Source organism: Caballeronia sp., from assembly GCF_028292365.1.
Lineage (GTDB): Bacteria > Pseudomonadota > Gammaproteobacteria > Burkholderiales > Burkholderiaceae > Caballeronia.
Genome location: NZ_JAQGMM010000521.1, coordinates 1 through 26,890, shown reverse-complemented (window position 1 = coordinate 26,890; position 26,890 = coordinate 1). Strand labels below are relative to the sequence as shown.

General features: G+C 59.1%; 16 protein-coding genes. 15 read left to right on the top strand and 1 reads right to left on the bottom strand.

Features of this window, described 5'->3' with window-relative positions; genetic code table 11:
• The first annotated feature begins 39 nt into the window (after positions 1–39).
• Genes JWR14_RS30540 through fhuB form a run of 3 tightly spaced genes read left to right on the top strand, consistent with a single transcriptional unit; the run spans position 40 to position 9,511 of the window.
• Positions 40–6,564, top strand: coding sequence for a non-ribosomal peptide synthetase (locus JWR14_RS30540; protein ID WP_299716863.1), 6,525 nt, complete (start codon positions 40–42; stop codon positions 6,562–6,564).
• The gene (locus tag JWR14_RS30535) at positions 6,561–7,484 is read left to right on the top strand and encodes an iron-siderophore ABC transporter substrate-binding protein (RefSeq protein ID WP_299716861.1); all 924 of its coding nucleotides are present in this window, start codon (positions 6,561–6,563) and stop codon (positions 7,482–7,484) included. Before JWR14_RS30540 ends, JWR14_RS30535 begins: the two co-directional genes overlap by 4 nt.
• Positions 7,481–9,511 carry a Fe(3+)-hydroxamate ABC transporter permease FhuB gene (gene fhuB / locus JWR14_RS30530; protein ID WP_299716859.1) on the top strand — a complete coding sequence of 677 codons (2,031 nt, stop codon included), beginning with the start codon at positions 7,481–7,483 and terminating at the stop codon, positions 9,509–9,511. Before JWR14_RS30535 ends, fhuB begins: the two co-directional genes overlap by 4 nt.
• Before the next feature lie 73 nt (positions 9,512–9,584).
• Here the strand turns inward: fhuB and JWR14_RS30525 are convergent, their stop codons facing one another.
• Entirely contained in the window at positions 9,585–10,601 is a 1,017-nt protein-coding gene (locus tag JWR14_RS30525; protein WP_299716857.1) for an Ldh family oxidoreductase, read from the bottom strand.
• Positions 10,602–10,935: 334 nt separating this feature from the next.
• Between JWR14_RS30525 and JWR14_RS30520 the strand changes: the two genes are divergently transcribed.
• The 12 genes from JWR14_RS30520 to JWR14_RS30465 form a co-directional block, all read left to right on the top strand.
• Positions 10,936–12,075 carry a porin gene (locus JWR14_RS30520; protein WP_299716854.1) on the top strand — a complete coding sequence of 380 codons (1,140 nt, stop codon included), beginning with the start codon at positions 10,936–10,938 and terminating at the stop codon, positions 12,073–12,075.
• 192 nt (positions 12,076–12,267) lie between these two features.
• Complete coding sequence (locus JWR14_RS30515; protein WP_299716851.1) at positions 12,268–13,680, top strand: MFS transporter; 1,413 nt, start codon at positions 12,268–12,270, stop codon at positions 13,678–13,680.
• A gap of 2 nt (positions 13,681–13,682) precedes the next feature.
• Positions 13,683–14,222, top strand: coding sequence for a GAF domain-containing protein (locus JWR14_RS30510; protein WP_299716848.1), 540 nt, complete (start codon positions 13,683–13,685; stop codon positions 14,220–14,222).
• Positions 14,223–14,397: 175 nt separating this feature from the next.
• Positions 14,398–15,540, top strand: a complete 1,143-nt coding sequence (locus JWR14_RS30505; protein ID WP_299716845.1) for a branched-chain amino acid ABC transporter substrate-binding protein — start codon at positions 14,398–14,400, stop codon at positions 15,538–15,540.
• 22 nt (positions 15,541–15,562) lie between these two features.
• Positions 15,563–16,879: an FAD-binding oxidoreductase gene (locus JWR14_RS30500; RefSeq protein WP_366144619.1), complete on the top strand. Its 1,317-nt coding sequence runs from the start codon at positions 15,563–15,565 to the stop codon at positions 16,877–16,879.
• Between the two features lie 77 nt (positions 16,880–16,956).
• On the top strand, positions 16,957–17,856 hold the full coding sequence (locus tag JWR14_RS30495) for a dihydrodipicolinate synthase family protein (protein ID WP_299716842.1): 900 nt from the start codon (positions 16,957–16,959) through the stop codon (positions 17,854–17,856).
• Positions 17,857–18,006: 150 nt separating this feature from the next.
• Entirely contained in the window at positions 18,007–19,005 is a 999-nt protein-coding gene (locus JWR14_RS30490) for a 4-hydroxyproline epimerase (RefSeq protein WP_299716837.1), read from the top strand.
• A gap of 38 nt (positions 19,006–19,043) precedes the next feature.
• Positions 19,044–20,288 (top strand): amidohydrolase family protein, encoded by a 1,245-nt coding sequence (locus JWR14_RS30485; protein WP_299716834.1) that lies wholly within the window; start codon positions 19,044–19,046, stop codon positions 20,286–20,288.
• A gap of 135 nt (positions 20,289–20,423) precedes the next feature.
• Positions 20,424–21,125 (top strand): GntR family transcriptional regulator, encoded by a 702-nt coding sequence (locus JWR14_RS30480; protein ID WP_299716831.1) that lies wholly within the window; start codon positions 20,424–20,426, stop codon positions 21,123–21,125.
• A gap of 783 nt (positions 21,126–21,908) precedes the next feature.
• The gene (locus JWR14_RS30475) at positions 21,909–23,615 is read left to right on the top strand and encodes a cyclic peptide export ABC transporter (RefSeq protein WP_299716828.1); all 1,707 of its coding nucleotides are present in this window, start codon (positions 21,909–21,911) and stop codon (positions 23,613–23,615) included.
• A 77-nt stretch (positions 23,616–23,692) separates the two neighbouring features.
• Positions 23,693–24,460, top strand: a complete 768-nt coding sequence (locus JWR14_RS30470; protein WP_299716865.1) for an ATP-binding cassette domain-containing protein — start codon at positions 23,693–23,695, stop codon at positions 24,458–24,460.
• A gap of 16 nt (positions 24,461–24,476) precedes the next feature.
• Positions 24,477–26,890 (top strand): penicillin acylase family protein (locus JWR14_RS30465; RefSeq protein WP_299716825.1); only part of this gene is annotated, 2,414 nt, incomplete at its 3' end.

Below are 26,890 nucleotides of genomic sequence, written 5' to 3'. Positions count from 1 at the left end.
GCCGATGCGTTCACCTGCACCGCGCGCTACGACGGCGCGTTGTATCGTGCTGAAACCATCGCTCGACTCGGACGCCACTACGAAGCAATGCTGGCTGGCCTGTGCCAGGATCCTGATCGGCCGGTGGCGGAGATTGCGTTTATCGATGAAGAGGAGCTTGCTCGTCTCTCGTCGTGGAGCACGCATGCCGCGGAGTTTGGCGTTGCAGCGTCTGTGCATCGTTTATTCGAACGCCACGCGATAAGGACACCCGATGCACCAGCGCTCTTGTTCGACGGTGAGGTACTGACTTACCGCGAACTTGACCAGCGCGCCAATCAGCTTGCGCATCGACTGGTGAAGCTTGGCGTGGGACCGGAAGTGAAGGTCGGTATCGGTCTGGAGCGTTCAGTGGAGATGGTGGTCGGCTTGCTGGCCATATTGAAGGCGGGTGGTGCTTACGTTCCACTCGATCCTGACTATCCGTCCGAACGGCTGGCCTACATGATCGGCGACAGCGGCGTGCGGCTGCTGCTCACGCAGCGCGCCGTGCGCGAACGCTTGAGCCAACATTTGCCCCCGGACGACGCATGCGCGGTGCTCGAACTCGACGTGCTGGATACATCGAGCGAACCGTTGCATTGTCCGGATGTTCAGATTCATGCGGAAAACCTGGCCTACGTGGTCTATACGTCGGGTTCGACAGGCCGTCCGAAGGGCGCGGCCAACCGCCATGGCGCGTTGTTCAACCGGCTGGCATGGATGCAGGCCGCGTACCAGCTCGATGCCACCGATACCATTCTGCAAAAGACGCCGTTCAGTTTCGATGTGTCGGTCTGGGAGTTCTTCTGGCCGCTCATGGTCGGCGCGCGTCTGGCAGTGGCGGGGCCGGGGGATCATCGGGACCCTGCGAGACTGGTCGAATTGATCGATCGCTTCAAGGTGACCGCGCTGCATTTCGTGCCGCCCATGTTGCAAGCCTTCATCGCTTCACTCGATGGCGACAGTGACGTTTGCAGGAGCCTGCGCCAGGTCATCTGCAGCGGTGAAGCGCTGCCGGCGACACTACAGGATCGCGCGCTTCACCGTCTTCCGCACGTGCAATTGCATAACCTGTACGGCCCGACTGAAGCAGCTATCGACGTCACGCACTGGACCTGTCAGGCAGGCGATCCGGTCGTGCCAATCGGCCGGCCGATTGCGAACGTCAGCACCCATGTGCTCGATCAATCGATGAATCGTTTGCCTGTGGGCGTTGCGGGTGAACTCTATTTGGGTGGCGCGGGACTCGCGCGCGGTTATCTCAACCGGCCTGGGCTGACGGCCGAGCGTTTCGTGCCCGATCCGTTCACGGAGGGTGGGCGGCTATATCGCACGGGCGACCTTGCACGCTGGCGTGAGAATGGCGCGCTCGACTATCTCGGACGGCTCGATCATCAAGTCAAGATCCGCGGCTTTCGCATTGAGTTGGGTGAGATCGAGGCGGTGTTGCAGACCTTGGCGGGCGTCGATGAAGCGGTAGTCGTGGCACAAGATGGGACGGCCGGCAAGCGGCTGGTCGCGTATGTGACGGCACGTGCGGGTCATGCGCCGCAGCGCGACGTACTGGTTGCGAGCCTGCATGAAGTGCTGCCGGAATATATGGTGCCATCCGCGTGGGTCGAACTCGACCAACTGCCGCTGTCGCCGAATGGCAAGGTGGATCGCCGTGCGCTGCCCCTGCCTGCTCAGACGCAACGGGTTTGGGAAGCGCCGCAAGGTGACATTGAACCGATGCTCGCGCGGGTCTGGCAGGAAGTACTGGGCGTCGAACGCGTTGGCCGTGACGACAACTTTTTCGAGCTGGGCGGCGATTCGATCCTGAGTCTGCTGATTGTGGAGCGCGTGCGGCTGGCAGGGTGGAAGGTAACGCCGCGGCAATTGTTCGAGCGCCAGACTGTGATGCAACTTGCTGCTGTCGCCGAGCCGGTTGCTGCAGCCGCTGTCGTCACTGATGCGGTCGCGCAGGACACGACCAAGGCATTTTTGCCGATGCAGGCGTGGTTCCTCGATCTGCCGATGGAGAGAAGGCATTACTGGAATCAGGCGGTGCTGCTGACGAGCCGCGAGGCGTTGGACACTGCGCTGCTGGAGCGCGCGTTGCATGCGCTGGTGCAGCACCACGACGCGTTGCAACTGCGCCTGATACAAGGTGCCGACGGCGGATGGTCGCTGGGTACTAATGAAACATCGACTGACTTGCTATGGGTACGCGAGGCAGCCACGCCGGCTGACATCGCAACGTTGTGCGATCAAGCGCAACGCAGCCTTGATATCGACCACGGACCGCTGCTGAGAGCGCTGGCGATACAACTCGGCGACGGTAGCTGGCGGCTTCTGCTGGTGATTCACCATCTGGCTGTGGACGGCGTGTCTTGGCGCATTTTGCTCGCGGATTTGCGGACGGCGTATGCGCAGTTGCGGGCCGATGAAGCCATTATTCTGCCGCCGAAGACAACTTCAAGCGTTGAGTGGGCGAGACGTCTGGCACGCCACGCGAAAAGTTCCGGGTTGCGTGCGCAAGTCGATTACTGGCTGGAAATTGCACGCACGCCAGCGGCCTTGCCCTGCGACTTCCCGGACGGCGCAAACACCGTAGCTCATCTGCTGCACGCCACGCTCAGCCTCGACCGCGTCTGGACGCAACGGCTGCTGCAGGAAGCGCCTGCTGCATATCGCACGCACGTCAATGACCTGTTGCTGACCGCGCTGGGCCGCGCGCTATGCAACTGGACTGGGGCCGGGCGAATTCGCATCGACCTTGAAGGACACGGCCGTGAAGATCTTTTCTACGATGTCGACCTGAGCCGTACGGTCGGCTGGTTCACGAGCCTGTATCCGATCTCTCTCGACCCTCAGGGCGATGTGGGCGAGGCGCTTGGGCGCGTCAAGGAAGCAGTGCGCCGGATACCGGACCGGGGCCTCGGGTTTGGCGTGCTCAAGTACCTCGGTGACGACGCGGACCGACGCTCGCTTGGCAGCATCGAACCGTCTCGGGTGGTGTTCAACTATCTCGGTCAGTTCGACCAGAGCTTTGATGCAACCTCGGCATGGCAACCCGCGACTGAATCGGCGGGCCGTTCGCAAGACGAAGGCGCGCCGCTTCCGCATGACCTGTCCGTCAGTGGCAAGGTGCTGGACGGCGCACTGACGTTGAGCGTGGGTTATAGCTCAGAGCGTTATCGGACGAGTACGGTTGAAGGGCTGATGGATGCAGTCCGCGTGGAACTGGAACGCGTGATCGAGCACTGCACGAGTGGCAACACTGGCGTCACACCTTCGGACTTCGAACTAATTAGTCTGACGCAGAATGAGCTTGATCGGTTGCCGCTGACGTTGAAGAATGTCGCGGATATTTATCCGTTGTCGCCCATGCAGACGGGCATGTTGTTCCACACGTTGTATGCGCCTGGCAGCAGCGTGTACTTGAATCAGTTGCGAGCGGATATCGATGGACTGGCCGTCGCGCGTTTCAGTGCGGCGTGGGCAGCGGTAACGGCTCGACACGACATCCTGAGAACGGGCTTTGTGCCACAGGGCGAGGGCTGGCTGCAGTGGGTGGCGCGGTCCGTGGAACTGCCACTGACTAGCCATGACTTGCGTGGCCGCCACGACGTTGCCGCGGCGCTGGACGATCTGGCCTCGGCCGATCTCAAGCAGGGTTTCGACGTCACGTATGCGCCTTTGCAAAGGCTGGCACTGGTGCGTGTCGATACGCATCGCTATCACTTCATGTGGACGCACCATCATGTGCTGATGGACGGCTGGAGTGTCGCGCAGTTGCTCGGCGAGGTGTTGCGCCACTACAGCGGACAGAGCTTGCCCGCGCATGGCGGACGCTATCGCGACTATATCGGCTGGTTGCAGAAGCACGATGCGCAGGCGAGCGCCGCGCACTGGCGCGAGCAAGTCAAGCGGATGGAGGAACCCACGCGACTGGCTACTGCGGTCGCAAGCCGTTATGAGCGGACCGGCATTGAAGTGGCCGACAGTTACGGCCAACATACGTTTGAACTGGACCCGGCGTCGACCGCGCGCCTCGTTGCGTTTGCCCGTCAGGAACGGGTCACGGTGAACACGCTGGTTCAGGCCGCGTGGGCATTACTCTTGCGCCGTTACACCAACCAGTCGACCGTGATCTTCGGTGCGACGCTGTCTGGCCGCCCTGCGGATCTGGCTGGCGCGTCGCAGTTGCTTGGCCTCTTTATCAATACGCTGCCGGTGATTGCCGAACCGCATGCCGGCAAGCGCCTGGGCGACTGGCTGCGCGAATTGCAGCAGCAAGGCACGACGGCGCAGGAACATGCGCACACGCCGCTGGTTGAGATACAGCGCTGGGCAGGGGCGGCAACCCAGGGCCTGTTCGATACGGTCGTGGTATTCGAGAACTATCCCGTCGATACCGCGCTGAAAGAGGCATCGCCCGGTGGCCTGACGATCGACAACGTACGCGCCTGCGATGAAACCAGCTACCCGCTGACCCTGGGCGTGATGCTGGGCGAAACGTTGAGGCTGGACTTCCGGTTTGCGCACGACGCGTTTTCAGATCGGGATATGGCAGGCATTGCGCAGCAAACGGGCGGGCTGCTGAACGCGTTCGCGGGCGCAGCGGACCGGTTGCTTGCTGACTTTGACTTACTCGATAACTCGCAGCGCCAAGCGCTGAAAACGTTGGGTCATGCCGGCGCATTGCTTGCATCAGCAGATAACGAGCAAGCAGTCCACACGCTGATCGAAGCGCGCGAACAGCAGCAACCCGATGCACTCGCGCTAGTGGCCGGCAGTCTCAGCTTGAGTTATGGCGAACTAAATGCACGGGCAAACCGCCTTGCGCATCGCTTAATGCGGGAGGGAGTCGGGCCGGAAATGCGGGTCGGGTTTGCCGTGGCGCGTTCGGTTGAGATGATCGTGGGCCTGCTGGCTGTTCTGAAAGCGGGTGGTGCATACGTACCGCTGGACCCGGCGTATCCCGTCGAACGTCTCGCTCATATGATCCAGGACAGTGGCATTAGGTTGCTGATCACGCAGTCGCATCTGCACGAGCGGCTGCCAGCGGAAGCTGCGTTGACGCGGCTGGATCTGGACACGCTCGACGTATCGGCGGAACCGGCCAGCAATCCTTCCGTGAAGCTCGCCGGCGGCAACCTGGCGTATGTAATCTATACATCGGGCTCAACCGGCAAGCCCAAGGGCGTGGCAGTGGCACACGAGGCGTTGTCGATGCATTGTCAGGCAGTTGCATCTCGCTACGGCATCACCCCGGAAGACCGGCAACTGCATTTCGCTTCCATCAGTTTCGACGCGGCGGCGGAACAGTGGCTAGCCCCGTTGCTCAGTGGCGCGGGGATTGTCTTACGCGACGATACTGTCTGGTCGTCACAACGCCTCGCGACCGAGATCAAGGCGCAAAAGATATCGATACTGGATGTGCCGCCCGCCTATATCAATGCCTTCGCTCAGGAGATCGAGCCCGAAACGGTATCGGTCAGGACGTGCATTGTTGGTGGAGAAGGCTGGTCGCGAAGCGGCTTTGAAGCTGTAAAGAAACACTTGCGCCCCGAGCGGATTTTCAACGCGTATGGACCGTCGGAAACGGTGATCACGTCGACCGCGTGGAGCGCGGACAGCACATCGGAATTCAATAGCGCTTACGCACCGATCGGCGTCCCTGTCGGCAAGCGCACAGCGTACGTACTGGATACCGAGTTGAGTCTTGTACCGCAGGGCATGGCGGGCGAACTGCATGTGGGCGGCGCGGGACTGGCGCGAGGTTATCTGAACCGTGCAGCACTGACGGCAGAACGGTTTGTACCAGACCCATTCGACGAAGATGAGGGCGGCCGCTTGTACCGGACCGGTGACCTGGTCCGCTGGAACAGCGCGGGCGAACTTGAGTTCCTCGGGCGCATTGACCATCAAGTGAAGCTGCGCGGTTTCCGTATTGAACTGGGCGAGATCGAGACGGCGCTGCTTGCGTTACCCGGTGTGCGGGACGCGGTAGCAACGCTTCACGACACCAGTGGCAGCGCTCGTCTTGTTGCATACGTGAGCGCGCGACCGGGTACGGTGATTGATGGTCCATCATTGAAAACGGCATTGCACCACGTCCTGCCCGACTACATGGTGCCCGGGGCAATAGTCGTGCTCGACGTGTTGCCGCTGACGCCCAATGGCAAGGTGGATCGCCATGCGCTACCATCGCCCGAACTGGCAGTCGCCGGGCACTACGAACCACCGCAAGGTGAAGTAGAAACGGTCATCGCGCGGATCTGGTCCGACGTGCTTGGAATAGAACAGATTGAACGGGTAGGTCGCCACGATAATTTCTTCGAACTCGGCGGCGACTCTATTTTCAGCCTTCAGGTCCAGCGGCGAATTTCGCGGCAGTTATCGGTCGAAATCGAACTCGCGGCGCTCTTTGCTGCACCGACGCTCGAGGCGTTCGCCGCTGTTGTGTCGACTGCACGGGAGAGCGCAGCGGCGGGACAAGGGCAAGGCCGCTTGACCGACGACATGCAATCCATCCTTTCCGAACTGATGCAATGAATCGACGCGCCATGCTTTCCGCGCTGCTGGGCGCCGGCGCATTTGCCGCAACCGCACTCTCCGATGTGGCACTGGCAGATGACGTTCCCGTTCCCGCATCGCCACCGCGCCGTATTGTCGTGCTCGACTGGGGACTGACGGAAATGGTGTTGTCGATCGGCGTGGTGCCGGTCGGGATCGCGAATACCCGCGATTTCCGCCGAAATTTCACGGCATGCGATGTGCCGGCGTCGGTGGTCGATCTCGGCCTGATGTTCCAGCCAAACATGGAATTGCTGTTCGCGTTGAAGCCGGACCTGATCGTCATCTCGCCGGCTCATGCGACGCTGAGGGCGGCGCTCGAACGCGTGGCGCCAACCGTTACGCTCGGACGTTATCGGTCGAGCGACAGACCCTATTCCGCGGCACGTGCTGAAACGCTGCAGCTCGCGCGTTTGCTGGGCTGCGAGGCGCGCGCCAAAGCACTTCTCGCGCAAGCGGACACGGCGCTCAACCACGCGCGCACAGCGCTTGCCGCGCTGCCCGGTGCCAGTGGTGCAACCGGCAGGCCGCTCTACATGGTGAATTTTATCGATGAAGCGCACGTGCGAGTGTCCGGCCCGGACAGCTTCTATGGCGAACTAATGACGACGCTCAGGCTGCAGAACGCGGTCCATTCCGGAGCCTTCTCCACGACCGGTTTCGACGTGCTCGGCGGCGTGTCCGACGCGACCCTGCTCTACATGAAGCCGCTTGCGTCGTCCGTTTCGAACATGATGAAAACCAGCCCCTTGTGGCACGCCATGCCGTTCATGAACGAGGGCCGCATGGTGGGCCTGCCGCGTATTCCTCCCGACGGCTGCGTCCTTTCCGCGATGCTCTATGCACGCGTGCTCGTCGATGCCTTCGAGCATCCCGATGCCGTTCGGGAGCACGCATGAAAAGCGTCGCGACTACCCCCGTGGTCCCCTCACGGCGCTGGCCACTCCTGCCGGTTTGCCTCGTGATTGTGCTGGCCGCGCTGTTGTCGCTGCATAGGCTGGAGGACCGCTTGCCGGCGTCGTTGTGGTGGCAAGCGCTGGTGGCGCCATCGCCCACGGATCTGCGGCAACTGCTGGTCCATTACGGCGACCTGCCGCGCATCGCCGTCGCATGGTTATGCGGCGCGGCGCTCGGGCTTGCCGGCGTGGCGACCCAGCAAGTGCTGCGCAATCCGCTCGCAGAGCCGATGACGCTCGGCATCTTCTCCGGCTCCTATCTAGGGCTCTCGATTGCAACGGTCTATGCACCCGTCTTGCTGGTGTCCGGCCGCGACGGGGTTGCGCTGGCCGGCGGCGCAGTGGCACTGGCGATTGTTTTTGCTCTGGCCGCGCGACGCGGCATCTCGCCGCTCGCGCTGATACTCGGCGGCATGATTGTCAACCTGTGCTGCGGCGCGCTGAGTTTCGCACTCGCGATTTCGCACTATGACCTGTTGAGCGCGCTGATGATCTGGGGCGGCGGCTCGCTTGGCCAGCACGACTGGAGTGTCGCGCTGGCCCTGCTCGTGCGGCTTGTGCCGTGCGTGGCTTTGCTGATGCTGTGCATGCGCCCCATGGCCGTATTCGACCTGGGTGACACCGTCGCCAGCAGCCTGGGCGTCTCGTTGCGGTTGACGCGCGGCGTGGCGCTCTTCCTGACCTTGCTCGTGACCGCGTTCGTCGTGAGCGCAGTGGGCGTTATCGGCTTTGTCGGGCTGGCTGCACCAACGCTTGCGCGTCTTGCCGGCGCGCGCCGCCTGCGCGACCGGATGGTATGGTCGCCGTTGTTCGGCGCGGCGCTGCTGTGGCTGGCGGATCAGATCGCGCAGGAATTCGCGGGACGTTTCGGAACCACGATTCCCACCGGCGCGATCACCACGTTGCTGGGTGCGCCGCTGCTGCTGGTCATGTTGCGGCGCTTGCGTGGACGGCCCGACCTGACCCATGCGCCCGTGATCCAGTCAGAGCCGTTGTCATCGCGCGCGCTGGCTTTGACGACAGGCGTCTGCGTGATGGTTTTGCTGGTGGCCATCGGCTTGTCGCTGGGCGTGGGGCGGGGTCTGGCAGGCTGGCATGTCAGCCGCCCGGACGAGATCGCTGCGTTGCTGTTCCTGCGCTTGCCGCATGTGATCGCGGCGATGGGCGTGGGCGTGCTGCTCGCGCTGGCAGGCGGGATTGTCCAGCGCATGACCGGCAATCCGATGGCGAGTCCCGACCTGCTTGGCATCACGGCTGGCGGCGCGATGGGGCTCACCGGCGCGCTTTTCCTGACAGCAAGTCCCGGGCTGCCGACATTCCTTGTCTGGTGCGCGTGCGGGTCGGTGATCACGCTGGGCGCGCTGCTGCTCTTTGCACGCAGATCGTCCTATGCACCCGACACGCTGATACTCGCCGGTGTGACGATCAGCGCGGTGTTCCAGGCCGTGTCGACCATTGCCGTTGCCAGTGATGATCCCCGTGTGATCGTCCTCTACAACCTGCTCGCCGGGTCGACTTATAACGTCAGCGCGGGCGCTGCAGGTGTCGTAGCGGTGGTCGCGCTGGCGGCGCTTTGCGCGGTGCCGTTTTGCCGGCGCTGGCTGGAAATCCTGCCATTGGGCGCGGCCGTGTCGCGTGGCTTGGGAGTGAACCTCGCCGTCGCGCGTTTTGCACTGCTGCTGCTGAGCGCCCTGCTGACGGCGGCGGCGACGCTCGTGATCGGGCCGCTGTCATTTATCGGCCTGATGGCGCCGCACATGACACGCATGCTCGGTATCCGGCGGGCTGTGCCGCTGCTGTTCATTTCGGCGTTGCTGGGTGCGGCGCTGATGGTCGCGTCCGACTGGCTGGGCCGTTGGGTCCTGTTCCCGCAGGAAATGCCGGCAGGCGTGATGGCGACGCTGCTGGGCGGCGTGTACCTGATTGTCACAATGTTCAAGCGCAGCCCGCGTGATGCGTCCGGCTCATGACGCTTCGACCTGTGGACGATATCGTTGGCAAAGACAACGCGTACATTCAGACAACGGTGGGGTCAGGTCGAGGTCAGCTCGGGATCAGCGCCAACACGTCCATGAGAAGTTGACGGGGCACTTCTACACCGTTGGCTTCGCTTCTAAGGCGAGCGTCGAACCGCCGTTGAGATGGCAAGCGAGCGCCCTGGTCGACAATGCCGTTAAAAAGAGCTTCGGCACGCTGAAGGTCATCATCTTGGTTGCCACTTGAAAACATGGATGGATTGAACGCAAGGATCAATTCGCCGTGACACGGTGTTGCTCCAACGCCTTGGTCGAAAGCCATCGACTCGGCAGACGTGAGGTCGCCAATGAGTGGTCCCGCTAGCAACTCCACCATGGCGGAGAGGGCGGAGCCCTTATAGCCGCCGAATGTCATCATCGCGCCGCGCATTGCCGCAGCGGGATCGTCGGTCGGCTGACCATTTGCGTCTACAGCCCAGTCGAGAGGGATTGTTTTGCCCGCCCGCCGGTGGAGCTCAATGTCGCCACGCGCGATGGCGCTTGTCGCGAAGTCAAACACGTAGGGGAAGCGCCCTGGTCGAGGCCACGCAAAGGCGATAGGGTTGGTGCCGAACAGGGGTTTGGTCCCTCCCGCAGGTGCAACCCAACTATGGCTCGGCGTCATTGCCAAAGCTGCCAGGCCCTCACCGGCGAGATATTCCACCTCCGGCCAAAGCGCCGAGAAGTGGAAGCAGTTGTTGATCGCCAACGCTGCTATTCCGACCTGCCGAGCCTTTTGAACAAGCACCTTGCTTCCGATCTGAAACGCTAGCTGGGAATAGCCGAACCTGGCATCAACACGCACGAGTGCCGGCGAGACATCAATCAGATCAGGCTTCGCATTGCGAACCACTTTGCCGTTCCGTAGCGTGTTGACGCAGACAATCAACCGGTAGATTCCGTGTGACTGACATTCATCACGCTGGCCCGCAACGATCACTTCTGCGATCGCTTGAGCGTGATCGGCCGCCATTCCGTTTGCCGTGAGCACCCGGATGGAGAGCTCGGATAGCTCCGCCAGAGTCAGATTAACTGTGTTTTCCATGTCCGTCCAAAGAGTAATTCGAGCATCAAAGTCGCATTGTTAAATATTGGATCCAAGATACAAACTGGACAAATTGGTGCTTCGTGGAAAATAAAAAGCTGCTCAGAACACTGTTCAATAACCTGAAGGGTACTTAAAAAAAGCCATCTTGTCCAAAAACAACCTAGCGCAAACGCCTAGCAAAAAAAGCTTGACCCTTGATATTGGATCCAAGATATTGCACTCGCATTCAGGACGGACTTTGAAAGATCAACCAGGCCGTGCGGGGCTCTCTCGCATCATTGGTATTTCGCAGTCGTCCTAAATCAATTTCACTAAACCCCAGGAGAAGTTCGTGAAAAAGCAGCTGGTGGGAATGACTGTGCTGATGGCCTCATCTGTCACGATCCATGCGCAAAGTACGGTCACGCTTTACGGCGCCGTGGACGATGGCGTCACCTTTACCAACAATCAAGGAGGTCACCAGAATTACCAGGCATCCAACGGAGCGCTGGGGAGCAGCAAGTGGGGCTTTTTCGTGAACGAGGACCTGGGGGGTGGCTACAGCACGGTGGCCCGCCTTGAAAATGGCTTCGATGTGAACACCGGGAAGTTCAACAACGGCGGCCGGGAGTTCGGGCGGCAGGCCTACGTTGGTCTTGGCAGTCCCTTTGGATCGATCCTGCTCGGGCGGCAATATGACCTCGTGCTCGATTCTTTGCTTCCGCTGTCGGGCGCCCTCAAATTCGCCGGCATTCTGGGCACGCACGCGGCAGACGTCGACAACATGTGGGGCGATTACTCACTCAGCAATTCGATCAAATATCTGTCGCCAGTCTACGGTGGCTTCAAGGTATCGGCATTATTCAGCTTGGGTGGAGTGGCGGGTGATTTCGCTAATGGCCGCAAGGAATCGGTGAGCGTCAGCTACGGCTATAACGCACTCAGCGCAAGCGCCGTGTTTTCGCGCGTAAGGAACCCGGGCACATCAATCTACGATGCAACCGCGAACCCGGCCGCAGGCACTACGTTCGTCAATCCAATCACCAATCCAACTTTTAGTGGATATACCTCGGCTCAGACCCTGCAAGTGGCAGGCGCGGGGGTGAACTACAAAATTGGGGCAGGGCAGCTCGGATTTATCTACACCAATACCCGCTTTGAAGATGTCATTCGCACATCGTCGACGCCTTTTTCAGGGACTGCAACCTTCAATAACTTCGAGGCTCTTGGCACCTATAACATCACACCAGCGTGGTTGATGGGTGTCTCGTACGACTATACGAAGGCTGAGACAGCGAAGTATAGCCAGGTAAATTTCGGGACTGAGTACTCGATCTCGAAGCGCACTTTGTTTTACGCCATCACCGCCTGGGAGCATGCAATCGGCACGGATTCGACGGGGAAGCAGGCAGTCGCTGCGCTGTCGTTCCTGACCCCCTCAAGCACCGCAAACCAGGTCGCCGTTCGTGTCGGCATGCGTCACACGTTCTAGTACGAAGGTTCCCTGTACCAAGGCCAGATCTCTAAAAGACCTTGATTGATAAGGGTTTACCCGTTTAAAAGCGTTATAAGGGCGTGTCCCGGCTTGACACGGGATTTTGGATCCAAGATATTGGACGCATTCATGATCGGTCCGGCAATCGCTGTCAAGATTGTCCGGCGATTCCTTCACTGCGGAGTGTTTATGTCACCCATTGCAGCGCGGCTCGAGCGGCTCCCGTTCAGCCGCTTCCACCTCATATTGCTCATCATGGGCGGTCTGGGATTCATGTTCGAAGCAGTTGATGCCGGCATCATCGCCTTTATTCTTCCCGTGGTACGGGTCAAGTGGCACCTGACCAGTTTTGAAACCGGCATCCTCGGCAGTAGCACCTACGTAGGCTTTTTAGTAGGCGCGCTATTTGCCGGATTGCTTGGCGACCGGTTTGGTCGCAAGGTCGTCATGATGTGGGCGCTGACATTCTTCTGCGTACTGACGTTTGCCAATGCGTTTGTAAATGACTGGCATACATTTGCTCTGCTGCGCGCGATCTCGGGCATCGGTATGGGTGCTGAAGGCGCAATCATCGCCCCATTCCTTGTCGAGTTCGTGAGCAACCGCTATCGCGGCGCCTTCACGGGTGCACTCGCAGGATTTTTCTCTTTCGGCTTCGTTGCGGCAGCACTGATTGGTTACTTTGTGATTCCCCTCAGCCCCGAAGGCTGGCGTATTTCACTGGTAGTCGTCTCATTGCCCGTCGTCGTTTTGCTGTGGTGGCGCCGTTCATTGCACGAATCACCACGCTGGCTGGAAATGCGGGGACGGCACGACGAAGCGGATGCAGTTGTCTCTGACATCGAACGTCGTATTGAACGCACGGGCGTGATACTGCCGCCGGTTGTTCCGGTCCCCGGGTACATTTTTGAGGCTCGCGAATCGGGTTCTTTCTTTAGCAATCTGAAGCTCCTGTGGAAGCCGCCTCTGGCCAGGACGACTGCCATGACCTGGTGCCTGTGGCTCGCCGTCACATTCTGCTCATATGCGTTCTTCGTTTGGATCCCGGGCCTGCTGGTGGCGCGCGGCATGACGATTACGAAGAGCTTCTCCGTGTCGATCCTTATCTATCTGGCGCAAATTCCGGGTTACTACTCTTCCGCGTTCTTCTGCGAGAAGATTGGCCGAAAGGCAACCATCGTCACCTATATGGGACTTGCCTGCCTCGCCGGTATCTGGTTGGCGTACGCGCAGGGCGATACCGCCGTCGTGCTCGCGTCCATCTTCATGTCGTTCGCGATGAACGGCGTGAATGCGGGTGAGTATGCCTACACACCTGAAGTCTTTCCAACGCATCTCAGAGCTACTGGCATGGGCACGGCATCCGCGTTTGGTCGGATCGGCGCGATCTGCTCGCCAATGCTGGTGGGCTACATCTTCCCGATCTGGGGCTTTGCTGGCGTGTTTGGGATGACCACCGTCATTTTGCTGATCGGAGCCCTTGCAGTGATTTTTCTCGGTGTATCAACCAGCGGAAAAACGCTCGAAGAAATCACGGCGGATGAATACGGCGTCGGTGATGGCCACGGCGGAAGCCTCGCGCCAGCAAAGGCGAGGGTATAGATATGGTTGAACCCATTTCGATGTCGACAATCAGTTCGCTAGCATTTTCCTTGCATCGGGGCGAGCCGGTCGAGACCTTCTGGAAGGAGTTGGACCGCGGCCTGCAGGATGCGTTTGGCCACAAACTCTTTACGGTGCTGGCGTACGACGCGTCAAGCGGTCTGCTGGGCCGCGTGTACAGCACGCAGCAGCGAATCAACCCCGTGGGTGGCCGAAAGCGTGTGACGAAGAGCGCCTGGACCAAGCAGGTGCTCGAAGACGGATTGGTTTTTCGCGGGGCAACGCGCGAAGACATTCAGGCGGTCTTTTCTGATTACGAGGTGTTGTGGTCAATCGGCTGCGAGAGCGTGTTGAACATCCCGATCCGTAAGCAAGGAGTCGTCATCGGCTCGCTCAATCTCCTTGATAGTGCGGGGCACTATAACGAAGCGCGCATCGAGCTGGCCTACGTATTCGCTCAGCTCGCGGTCACCCCGTTAGAAGCATCCCGCGAAGCGCTCCAGCTTGACGGCGCGGACAGCGGTGATCTGGAGCACGTTTAAGTTTTCCGGGTACGCGGCCGGCTGCGCCGGTCGCCACGCAGCGATTTTTCAACAATCCAATTGACATCATTGACCACGGGCGGCATCATTAATTTCCGTAACGGATCCTGGATCCAAAACGTAGATTGAAAGGCAACTGATGGTCGAAATGACAAAAACATCCGGAGACTCAGCAATGAACACTCGATTGTCCTTGATAGCAGTTGCTTCAATCAGCGCACTGGGTTTTGTCGCAAGCGCGCACGCGGAGACCCAGAATGTCTTGTTGGGGCTTGCCGCTCCCATGACCGGTGCCCAGGCCCAATACGGGAAGGATTTTCAGTCGGGCGTGTTGCTCGCGCTGGACGACTTCAACGCGACGAAGCCGAAAGTAGATGGAAAAGAAACCAGGTTCACGCTTGAGAGCCTTGATGATCAGGCTGATCCAAAAACCGGAACGGTCGTTGCGCAGAAGCTGGTGGACGACGGTATCAAGGGCATGATCGGTCACTTCAACTCGGGCGTGACGATTCCCGCCTCTGCGATTTATTCGCGCGCCGGCATTGCTCAAATATCTACGGCAACCGCACCCGCCTACACGCGTCAAGGGTTTAAGACGACGTTTCGGATGATGACGTCCGACACTCAGCAGGGTGGTGTGATGGGTAAATACGTCGTTCAAACCCTTAAGGCGAAGCGAATCGCGATCATTGATGACCGTACTGCTTACGGGCAAGGCCTGGCCGAAGAATTTGAAAAATCTGCGAAGGCAGCTGGCGGCAACATCGTTGATCACGAATTTACGAGCGATAAGGCTGTCGATTTCAAAGCGATCCTGACCAGCGTGAAGTCAAAGAATCCGGACTTTATTTATTACGCAGGCGCTGATGCTCAGTCAGCACCGATGATCAAGCAGGCGCGTACGCTCGCCATGAGGGGCACGTTCGCTTCAGGTGAAATGTCGAAGACCGACGACTTCATCAAGATTGCCGGCAGTTCGGCCGAGGGCGCAATTGTTTCGCTCGCCGGTTTGCCGCTTGAGAAGATGCCGGGAGGCCCGGGATATACGCAACGCTACAAGGCGAAGTTCGGTACCGCCCCCACCACGTATTCACCGTATAGCTACGACGGTGCGATGGCGCTAATGAAGTCGATGGTGGAAGCCAACTCTTCGGATCCGGCGAAGTACTTGCCCGTTCTAGCCAAGATCGACATGAAGGGCGTTACGACGGACCATTTCTCATATGACCAATACGGCGACTTGAAGGACGCGATCATTACCGTCTACAAGTGCGAAAACGGTCAGTGGAAACCGGTAGACGTTCTCGGCGCGAAGTAGTTGTTTTTCCTGATGCGCAGCAATGGCTCCATCGTTGCGCATTCAACATCACATTGAACAAGTAATGGCTAACCAGACGACCTCGAGCGCTAGCACCTCAGACGTCCTCGTCATTGGAGCTGGGGTTATCGGACTTGCTTGTGCATGGTCCGCACTCAAGGAGGGGTTGACCGTCACGATCGTTGATCGCGATTTCGATGGTGACCGCACTTCGCACGGCAATGCGGGAGGCATTGCAGTGACCGAAAGTACGCCAATTTCGGTACCTGGCTTTTTCTTCAAAGCGGCGAAGTGGTTGTTCGATCCACTGGGGCCGCTTGCGCTTGATTGGAAACATGTGCCTAGTGCTCTCCCGTGGTTTTTGGAGTTTCAGCGCGCTAGTAGTCCTGCGAGGTTCAAACAGATTTCCTTGGCACTGGCCGCGCTGAATAACCGCGTCTACGACGATCTGATTCCGCTATTTGAGGACGTTGGCGCAATGAGTACGTTCTATCGCCGCGGCGCGTTGACGTTATATGAAACCGATGAGGCGTTCCAAGCGGATGCGCAAGAGTGGGAGTTTAAAAAACAACTCGGCGTCCGTTGGCGCGCTCTGAACCAGAAAGAGGTTCAAGAATTCGAACCCGCGCTGGCGCCGGTATTCAAACACGGGGTGTTCCTTGATGACTGGTCGCATATCGGGAATCCTAAACAATTGGTATCGCAGATTCGAGCGCGTATTAAGGCGTTGGGTGCTGGCTTCGTGGAAGACGTTGTGACCAGGCTGGACGTGACAAAACAGGACGCGCCAATTGCAGTTCTTCAGACCGGAGCATCAATCGCAGCGCGGCAGATAGTTGTCGCTACCGGAGCGTGGTCGGCGTCGTTAGCGGAGTCCGTCGGCGACAGGGTGTTGCTCGATAGCGAACGCGGATACAACACGACGTTGCCGCAACCAGGCATTGTGCTGTCGCGAGAGGTCATCTTCGCAGAACGCAAATTCGTGGCGACGCCTCTTGATATTGGTATCCGGATCGGAGGGGCTGCGGAATTCGCTGGACTGAAGGCCGGACCTAACTACAAGCGTAGCGAAGCATTGCTCACGTTGGGAAAGCGATTTTTACCCGGAATCCAGGATCAAGGCGCGGTGCAGTGGATGGGACATCGGCCGGCCACGCCGGACTCGTTACCCGTCATTGGCAGATCGCCTTTGGCACCATCGGTGATATATGCGTTCGGCCACGGGCATCTTGGGCTTACTCAATCTGCAACAACCGGCGCACTGGTGGCAGATTTATTAGTGAATAGAACACCCCGGACACCGCTCGACGAGTATTCGATCGAACGGTTCCGGAAATAAGCGAGGTGTGCACGGGACCTCGGTTTTTCGCGGCACAGTCCGCTTAAGTTTTTTCATTTATTCTCAGAGGTGTTGTCATGCAAGTTAATTGGAAGGGTGTTTTCCCCGCGGTTACGACTAAGCTGAAGGACGACGGTTCGCTCGACCAGGAAGCCATCAAGGCTGGCCTCAATCGTCTGATTGACAACGGTGTAAGCGGTGTTGTGATGATGGGCATGGTCGGCGAAAACGCGCAACTGACGCCGGACGAAAAGCGCACGGTCCTCAAGATCGCTGTTGAAACGGTCAACGGCCGCGTGCCGATCGTGTCAGGTCTTGCTGAAACGAACACGGACAATGCGATTCAGTTCGCACAAGACGCAGAAAAGATCGGCGTGCAAGGCTTGATGGTTTTCCCGGGCCTGACGTACAAATCTGATGACCGGGAAACCGTCGAGTTTTATCGCACGATCGCTCGTTCGACCCAACTTGGCATCATGATCTACAACAATCCGCGCGGCTACGGTGTGGATATGCGCCCGGATCTGCTCGAGCAACTGAAGGGCGAAGCCAATATCGTCGCCGTTAAGGAAGAGTCGTACGACACGACCCGCGTGACCGATATTTACAACCAGTTTGGCGATCGCTTCATCGTGTTCTGTGGCGTCGATGATCTGGTGCTTGAATCGGTTGCGCTGGGCGTAACGGGTTGGGTGTCGGGCATGGCCAACGCCGTGCCGAAGGAATCGGTCGAGCTGCTCAATCTGGCAGTCAGGGGCGACTTCGAGAAGGCTCGCAAGCTGTACCGCGTGCTTACGCCGCTGTTCCACCTTGACGTCCATGTCAAGCTGGTTCAATACATCAAACTCGCTGAAAACATCACTGCTGGCTACTCGGAAAACGTGAAGGCTCCGCGTCTGAAGCTCGAAGGTGACGAGCGTCAAAAGACCATCGCGATCATTGAGAAGACCATGAATGACTTGAAGGCGTGGTTGTAAGCCTCTTATGTAAGCCTCTTATTTAAGCCTCTCGCGCAAAGATCTTTGCCATGCCTGGCTAGACATGGCAAAGACGATTCGAGGTTGAGCGTCGTGGACATTGGCAGCACTCCCTCGACCGAAGCCTGAGCGATGAACTGGAGCCAAGCAATGAAAAGTACTTTCTTCTGTATCGACGGTCACACATGCGGTAACCCGGTCCGCGTGGTCGCGGGCGGCGCTCCCGTGCTCCAGGGCGCGAACATGATTGAGCGTAGGGCCTATTTTGAGCAGGAGTTTGACTGGATCCGCACAGCCCTGATGTTTGAGCCGCGTGGGCACGAGGTCATGTCCGGCTCGATTTTGTATCCATCGACACGGCCGGATTGCGACATCTCCATCCTGTTCATTGAGGTCAGCGGCTGTTTGCCGATGTGCGGACATGGAACGATAGGAACGGTCACGACCGCGATCGAGAACGGGCTTGTGCGTCCACGTGAGCCAGGCGTGGTTCGGCTCGATACGCCAGCCGGCGTGGTGGTCGCCCGCTACAAGTTGAACGGGGATAACGTTGACTCAGTTCAACTGATAAACGTTCCCTCGTTCCTGCACTCGACTGACCTCAGCGTGGAGTTGGAAGGGCTCGGTGAGATCCATTTCGATGTGGCTTATGGCGGTAACTTCTACGCCATCATCGAGCCTCAAGAGAACTTCGCGGGTATGCATACCTTGCGCCCAACTGATATCCAGCGGCTAAGCGCGATGCTTCGGCAGAAGGCGAATGAAAAATATCAGTTCGTTCATCCAGAAAAGCCTGAGATCCGTGGTTTAAGCCATGTGATGTGGACGGGTGAACCGACGGTTGCCGGCGCGAGCGCACGCAATGCTGTGTTTTACGGCGACAAAGCGATCGACCGGTCGCCTTGCGGAACAGGCACGTCCGCTCGCATGGCACACCTGGTGGCCAAAGGAAGACTCAAGATAGGTGAGGCTTTCGTCCACGAAAGTATTATTGGAACACTCTTCAACGGCGTTGCGACCGAGGCAACGAGAGTTGGCGCGTACGAAGCGATTATTCCAAGCATCGAAGGCTGGGCCCGAGTTACAGGCTTCAACACAATTTTTGTGGATGATCGGGACCCGCTCGCCAAGGGTTTCTTACTCAAATGAATTCCGGGCTTAGCGGCCTGCTTGCAACGGAGTATCGAATGATTATCTTGAAGAACGCGCGGGTGTTGGATGCGAACCATGAACTCGACAAGGCCTTGTATTCGATCGTGATAGAGGGAAACCTGATCACTAACGTGTCTCGCGAGCCGGTTCCAGAGCAAGGTGCGGAGATCATCGATGTGGCCGGCCACACGGTCATGCCTGGCATGATCGACTGCCATGTACACGTGATTGCTTCGGTGGCGCATCTAGGGTCGAACAGTCGCCTGCCCAACACCTTCGCGGTGCTGAAGGCGGTGCCTATTCTTGAAGGCATGCTGAATCGTGGCTTCACGACCGTGCGAGACGCCGGTGGCGCGGACTATGCATTGGCAAAAGCGATCGACGAGGGTGTCATTGCGGGACCGCGCCTTTTCATCGCCGGGAAAGCGCTGTCTCAAACAGGTGGTCATGGAGATTTCCGCGACCGTTTTGATAACACTGATCCAGATCCGTGCGGGTGTAATCGCAATCTCGGTGCGATCGGACGCATCGTGGACGGCGTGGACGAAATGCGCAAAGCAGTACGCGAAGAAATGCGCGCGGGCGCTAACCACGTCAAGATCATGGCATCAGGCGGTGTCGCATCGCCCACAGACCCGATCGGCAATTTCCAGTTTTCCGTTGACGAAGTTAAAGCGGCAGTAGAAGAAGCTCATTCGCATCAGACCTATGTGATGGCGCATGCCTACACGGGTGCAGCAATCAAGAGGGTGGTTGAACTAGGCGTTCGCACCATTGAACACGGTAACTTGATAGACGATGAAGCGGCTGCGGTGATGGCGAAGCACGGTGCCTATGCAGTGCCGACCTTGGTGACGTACGACGCAATGAGCAAAGTCGGAGCGAAGTCCGGAGTGTCCGAGAGCGCGCTGAAGAAGAACGAAGATGTACGGACACAGGGCTTGCATGCGCTTGAGATTCTTAAACGCAACGGCGTAAAGGTTGGGTTAGGGACGGACCTCCTGGGTGACATGCATCAGTTCCAAAGCGACGAATTGTCGATTCGGGCGGCAATCGTGGGCGCGTTCGAGACCATCTGCCAGGCCACCAGAATCGGCGCTGAAATTGTTGGAATGGAAGGCAAGCTGGGCGTTGTTGCGAAGGGCGCGTTCGCCGACCTGCTGATTGTCGATGGCGATCCTCTGGAGGATATCAGCGTGCTGACGGGCCAGGGCGAACGTATCTCGGCCGTCATGAAAGGCGGCTCCTGGATAAGGCGCGCGCTAACGCAAGTGCAGTAGCGTAAGTGCAGTACCAAGGGTCCTGATTGGATTTTGGATACGAAAGCCAATTCATGGTACATTTGGTTGTCCCTTCCAATCAGACAGTCCGCAATGGCCACGGCAACGCTCAAGAAAAGACCTTCCAGGACAACGATGACTTCTCCGGAACCGGACGTTGTAGAGCGCGTCACGCGAAAAATCGTTCGCCCCACGGCGGTGGAACTCGTCACCGACGAAATTCGCCAGATGATCTTGAGTGGGCGGATCTCTCCGGGCAGTGTTCTGCGTCAAGAGGTGTTGGCCGAGGAACTGGGCGTGAGCCGCGTGCCGGTCCGCGAAGCGATCAGCAGACTCCACTCCGAAGGCCTTTTGAATGTGGTCCCGCATAAGGGAGCGTACGTTCAGGAATTGTCGGTTGACGAGGTACGAGAGACATTTAACATTCGTCTTCGCCTCGAACCGTGGGTGTTTTCCGAGGCCATTCCTCTGATTACAGACGCGGAAATCAGCAAGGCAGAGCGGATCGTCAAGGACATGGATAAGGCGACGGGCGGAGAGTGGGGCTCGTTGAATTGGAAGCTTCACGAAACGCTCTATCGCCCCGCACGTTGCGAAATCACGCTTCAGATGCTTCGTGTCTTACATGACCGTTGCGATCGGTATTTCCGTTTTCAAGTGGTAAAGGTTCCGATCCGGGAGCAATCGCATGCGGAGCACATGGAGATCATTGATGCCTGCCGTAATCGTGATGTAAAACTTGGTACCAAGTTGCTAGAGACGCACGTGAAGGTCGCAAGCCAGCAGATCATGAGCATTGTTGAGGCGGTCGTGGCGAAGGCGGAACGCACACGATGAAGAATGCTGGATGATGTAGTGATTCAAGCGGGGCGACAGCCCCGCCGACCATCTCCTGATCGACACTTCCCCTAGCCGGCCGCCAGTTACAGAGGCCGCGCTCCAGCTTAGCGTCAATGGTTTATGCAATTGGCCGCCTTGCCATCGAGAGTTTTGGCGTCGAGGCAGGGATAGCCCAATCATTGCCGGAATGCCCGTCTTCCCACATTCGCTCGAAAGCATACGGGAAAAGCTTTAGAAATCGGTCACGATACATCCCTCGCGAGGTAGCTACTTCGTACTCCAAATGGCATCACAATTTTGGATGCGAGGGAACGGATCGCGTGCGCTCATTTTTTGCGTCCTTCGGATGTTGTACAAGGAGGTTCCACGAGCGGCGATTGGGATCATCGCGGCCTGACAAAAGCCGCTATCCGATTCGGCCCTAAAACCAGATGACTGTTGCGTATCACTGCCTCAGGGCGGCTGTCCCAGGCGGCTCAACCAGCCGCTCAGGCGCATCGGGCTTTGGGCGGGTTTAAGCTGGACTTCCGTCCGCGGGCGGACTGGCTTGAGGAAAGATCAGCAATCAAGCTGGGAAAAGTCAAAGCCTGTCTTCTGGACGTTTGCTCCATCGCGCGACTGCCTTCTTTATCGGCGAGCCCAATTAAATGCAAATGATTCGCATTTAATTGACTTCACCTGTCGAATTAATTATTCTGTGACGCGGTCGGACCGTCTTCGGACCGTCTCTTACTCGCGGAATTACGTTCGGGTTTCACTCGTTGCCCCACAAGGAGTTTCATGTCGCTGTTCTTGTATCTTGTCCGCAACTCACGCTGGGTGCTGGCTGTCGCGGTGGTGGCGAGCCTCGTTAGCGGGTTCGGCAACGCGGCGCTCATCGCACTGATTAACCAGGCACTCGCGGCGTCGAATACGAAGCTCGTGGAACTCGGCTGGCAATTCCTGATCGTGGGCGTAGTCGTGCTCGGCACACGAACGCTGTCGCAAACGCTATTCATGCAGCTCGGCCAGCGCGCCAAGGCAACGCTGCGCATGCGGACCATCCGGCGCATTGCCGACGCGTCATATCAGCACTTGGAAAAGCAGGGCGCGTCCAAGGCGCTCACCGTGCTGACGCAAGACCTGGATACGATCGTCGTGCTGTTCCTGAGCCTGCCCGCGCTCGCGATGCACGGCGCGGTGATCGCAGGTTGCCTCGCGTATCTCGGTTACCTGTCATGGCAGATCTTGCTCTTCGCTGTCTTGACCATCTTCATCGGCTCGCTCGGTTTTCATATTGCCAACACAAAAGCGCTGTTTCATTTGCGGGGGTCGCGTCGCAAGGAGGACGATCTCGTCAAGCATTTCCGCGCGCTCTTCGACGGCGCCAAAGAGCTCAAGCTGCATCGCGAGCGAAAGAATGCGTTCGTGACGGACACGCTGGAAACCAACGTGGAAGCAGTACGCGTCCAGCGCACGCGCGGTTACATCCTGTACTCAGCGGCCGCCAGTTGGGGCAGCTTCATTCTGTTTGCGTTTATCGGCATTACGCTGTTCGTACTCGCGCGCATGTTTCCGGTGAGCACCCACGTGATGTCCGGCTACGCAATGATCTTCCTGTACATGATCATGCCGATCGAAGGCTTGCTGTCCGCCATCCCGAACATCAGTTCAGCGAAGGTTGCCCTGGAGCGCATTGAACAGGTCAATGCCGACTTGCCACTCGAAGATACCTTGCACGAAGCACCGGCCAAATCGTTCGACAGCATTGTGTTCGACAAGGTCACACACCGGTACTTCCGCGAAAAAGAAAACGAAGTCTTCACGCTCGGCCCCATCGACCTGACGTTCAAGCCGGGCGAACTGGTCTACCTGATAGGCGGTAACGGAAGCGGCAAGACGACGCTCGCGAAAATGCTCGTGGGACTCTATGCGCCCGAAGGCGGGCAGATCCTGCTCAACGGCAAGCCGGTCGATGAAGCGCACCGCGATATTTATCGCCAGCATTTTTCGGTGGTCTTCAATGATTTCTTCCTGTTCGACACGCTGCTCGGCATGAAGGTGGAAGGCCTCGATGCCCAGGCGAAGTTGCTGCTCGAACATCTGCAACTCGATCACAAGGTCACGATCAAGGACGGCGCATTTTCCACGACCGACCTGTCGCAAGGTCAGCGCAAGCGTCTTGCGCTGCTGGTCACGTATCTGGAAGACCGGCCGTTCTATGTCTTTGACGAATGGGCTGCCGACCAGGACCCGACCTTCAAGGAAGTGTTCTACAAGCAGTTGCTGCCGGAGCTTCAGGCTAAGGGCAAGACCGTCGTGGTCATCACGCACGACGATCGTTATTACCATCTTGCCGATCGCTATATCAAGCTCGACTACGGTCAGGTGGTTGAACTCGGGCGTGGTGCAGACCTGCGCGTCGATCATCCGAACGCGATTCATCCGCAGGCTCATGTGCGAACGCAAGGTCAGGCGCCCGCGTCGTCGCCGGTGGCATCGGCATAACCAGCATGAACGCCAATCCTGCCTTTCTGGACCCGGACGCAGAGCGTGAGTCCGCCTGTGAACCCGATCGAGAGTCCATGTATTCGCTCGACGAGGTCTCGTTCAGTATTGGCGAGCGGGTGCTGCTGCATCCGCTGTCGCTGGAGTTGCCCAAGCGTCGCGTATGCGGGCTCATTGGGCACAACGGTTCCGGCAAGTCCACGCTGCTGAAGCTGCTTGCACGTCAGCAAGCGCCAGGCAGCGGCACGCTGCGCTTCGCGGGCAAGCAGCTTGGCGACTGGGAAGGCCGCGCGTTCGCACGCAAGGTCGCGTACCTGCCGCAACAACCGCCCGCTGCCGACGGCATGACCGTGCGCGAACTCGTCGCACTGGGGCGTTATCCGTGGCACGGTGCGCTCGGGCGCTTTAGCGCGCAAGACGGCGCGAAGGTGGAAGAGGCGATGCGGCTGACCGACGTCGAGCGGTTTGCACACCGTACCGTGGACAGTCTCTCCGGTGGCGAGCGCCAGCGTGTTTGGATCGCCATGCTCGTCGCGCAGGACAGCGAATGCCTGCTGCTTGACGAACCCATTTCGGCGCTCGACATTGCGCATCAGATTGAAGTTCTGCAACTGGTGCGGACCTTGAGTGTCGAGCGCGGACTCGGCGTGGTGGTGGTGCTGCACGATGTCAACATGGCCGCGCGTTTCTGCGACGATCTCCTGGCGCTCAAGGGTGGACGGCTGCTCGCATCGGGTACCCCGGCTGAGTTGATGCACGCTGAGACACTCGGCGCAATTTATGGTATTCCAATGGGCACGGTCCCGCACCCTCACGGCGGTTCCCCCATCAGTTTTGCCCATTGATTCAAGGTTCAATCTCATGAAGCAAGTTGTCAGGTTCGCGGCGGCGGTAGTGTTCGCCGCAGTCACGTTGAGCGGCTGCGTACAAGCCCCCCGAAACCTGGCGAGCGCGCAGACGCCCTTTAGCGTCGAGATACGCCGTACGCAAGACGGTGTCCCGCATATCAAGGCCGACAATTGGGCGAGTCTTGGTTATGGCTACGGTTACGTGCAGGCGCAAGACAACCTGTGCACGCTCGCAGATGGCTTCATCACTTTTCGCGGCGAGCGCTCGGCGAATTTCGGTGCCGATGCGCGGCCACCGACGGCCGCTTCCTTCGGTCAGCCGCGCAATCTGGAGGCCGATTTCTTCTTTCGTTTCGTCGACGACGCGAGCGCTGTCGAGCGATACAGATCCGCACAGTCCGAGCCGATTCGCGAGTTGATAGACGGGTTCGTGGCGGGCTACAACCGCTACGTCGACGAGTTGGACGCGGGAAGCACGGGCGGGGCGAACGCGGCGTGCAAAGGCAAGCCGTGGGTCGGCAAGATCACCTCCGACGATATGATCCGGCGGCTCGTGGCAGCCAATCTTGCGGGCGGCGCCGTACGGTTTTTGCCGCAGATAGCTCGCGCGCAGCCTCCAGTAAAACCAGCGCCAGCGCCCGCACCGTCGGCGCCGGGCGTGCAGACGGGCGCCGTCGATCTTGCGCCCTCGCAATTCGACATAGGCGGGCAGCGGGGTATTGGCAGCAATGCACTTGCGTTCGGTGCACCGGTCACGCAGGAAGGCCGCAGCCTTCTGTTCGGCAACCCGCACTGGTTCTGGCGCGGGCCTGACCGATTCTATGAAGCACAGCTGACCATCCCGGGCGAATTGAATGTAGCGGGCGCGTCGTTTCTCGGCGTGCCAGTCGTGATGATCGGCTTTAACAACGACATCGCGTGGACTCATACCGTGTCGAGTGCACGGCGCTTCGGCATTTTCCAGTTGTCGCTCGATCCCGCCGATCCCACGCGCTATTTCTATGACGGCGTCAGCGAGCCGATGACACCCGTGCCCGTCACCGTCCTGACCCGCGACGCCGACGGCAGCCTGACACCGATCACGCGCACGCTGTATCGCTCGCGTTTTGGTCCGCTCGTGGATCTCTCGTCGATGTCGCCCGCGCTTGCATGGAACGCACAACACGCGTTCGCGTTGCGCGACGTGAATACCGACAACACACGCGCCTTCGAGAACTTCCTCGCGTGGGATCAAGCGCGCTCCCTGGACGACTTCATCGCGATCCAGAAGCGCTTCGCTGCCACGCCATGGGTCAATACTTTGGCGATCGGTCGCGACGACCCGCGTGCGTGGTTCGCCGACCTGGGCCCTGTGCCAGATGTGCCTGATTCGCTGGCGGCGGCCTGCACGACGCCGCTTGGTCGCGCGTTCGATGCAAAGGCGCCTGGCGTACCGTTTCTCGATGGTTCGAAAAGTGCCTGTGAATGGCGGGTGGAAGCATCGAGCGTGCAAGCAGGGGCGTTGCCGGTCTCCGACATGCCAAGCATGGCGCGCGGCGATTATGTAGGGAACTTTAACGGCAGTTACTGGCTGACCAACGCCAATGCGCCAACAACCGGTTATCCGCATGTGGCTGGCATTACCGGCACCGAGCAATCGTTGCGCACGCGGTTTGGCCACATGCTCGTGGCTGAGTTACAGGCGCAAAAGGGCGGTGTGACGCGGCTTGCACTGGAGACCAAGGTGCTGGATAGCCGGTCGATGTCGGAACAATTGTTACGCAAGCCTATTCTTGACGCGGTTTGCGCCGATGGATCGGCTTCGGTGGCTTCGGTGGTTTCAATCACGCAGGGAGGCTCCGGCGGCAAGCCGCAAACGGTTGATCTTGGGCCTGCGTGCAAGGTACTTCGTGAGTGGGACGGCACCGCCAACACTAATGCGCGAGGCGCTAATCTCTGGGACGAATTCTGGCGTCGCCTGAACGGCGCAGAGCTGACGCATTTCTACCGCGTGCCGTTCGATCCAGCCGCGCCGCTTGCGACGCCGCGTGGTCTCGACGCCGCCAATCCCGCGCTGAAACCTGCCCTTCAGCAGGCGCTCGGCGGCGCGGTGCTTGCCATGCAGCGTTACGGTTTTGCGCTTGACTCCACGCGCGGCGAACTGCTGCATGCCGACCGGAATGGCGAGCGTGTGCCGCTTTTTGGCGGTTGCGATGAAGCGGGTTATTTCACGGTGATGTGTGCGCAGCATCCCGTTGATGCAGACGGCTACGCGGTAGATCGCAGCGGTCACGGCGCGAGCTACCTGCAAGTGGTTTCGTTTGACGCAAACGGTGTGCAAGCGGACACCATGCTTGCCCATTCGGAATCCGACGACCCCGCCTCGCCCCATTTCGGCGATGCAACCCGGCGCTTCGCCGGCAAGCAATGGCTGCGCTTTCCGTTCAC

Coding starts and splice junctions, on each gene's coding strand:
- JWR14_RS30535 (WP_299716861.1), top strand. CDS start 6,561: ATGAATCGACGCGCCATGCTTTCCGCGCTGCTGGGCGCCGGCGCATTT.
- fhuB (WP_299716859.1), top strand. CDS start 7,481: ATGAAAAGCGTCGCGACTACCCCCGTGGTCCCCTCACGGCGCTGGCCA.
- JWR14_RS30525 (WP_299716857.1), bottom strand. CDS start 10,601: ATGGAAAACACAGTTAATCTGACTCTGGCGGAGCTATCCGAGCTCTCC.
- JWR14_RS30515 (WP_299716851.1), top strand. CDS start 12,268: ATGTCACCCATTGCAGCGCGGCTCGAGCGGCTCCCGTTCAGCCGCTTC.
- JWR14_RS30510 (WP_299716848.1), top strand. CDS start 13,683: ATGGTTGAACCCATTTCGATGTCGACAATCAGTTCGCTAGCATTTTCC.
- JWR14_RS30505 (WP_299716845.1), top strand. CDS start 14,398: ATGAACACTCGATTGTCCTTGATAGCAGTTGCTTCAATCAGCGCACTG.
- JWR14_RS30500 (WP_366144619.1), top strand. CDS start 15,563: ATGGCTCCATCGTTGCGCATTCAACATCACATTGAACAAGTAATGGCT.
- JWR14_RS30495 (WP_299716842.1), top strand. CDS start 16,957: ATGCAAGTTAATTGGAAGGGTGTTTTCCCCGCGGTTACGACTAAGCTG.
- JWR14_RS30490 (WP_299716837.1), top strand. CDS start 18,007: ATGAAAAGTACTTTCTTCTGTATCGACGGTCACACATGCGGTAACCCG.
- JWR14_RS30485 (WP_299716834.1), top strand. CDS start 19,044: ATGATTATCTTGAAGAACGCGCGGGTGTTGGATGCGAACCATGAACTC.
- JWR14_RS30480 (WP_299716831.1), top strand. CDS start 20,424: ATGACTTCTCCGGAACCGGACGTTGTAGAGCGCGTCACGCGAAAAATC.
- JWR14_RS30475 (WP_299716828.1), top strand. CDS start 21,909: ATGTCGCTGTTCTTGTATCTTGTCCGCAACTCACGCTGGGTGCTGGCT.
- JWR14_RS30470 (WP_299716865.1), top strand. CDS start 23,693: ATGTATTCGCTCGACGAGGTCTCGTTCAGTATTGGCGAGCGGGTGCTG.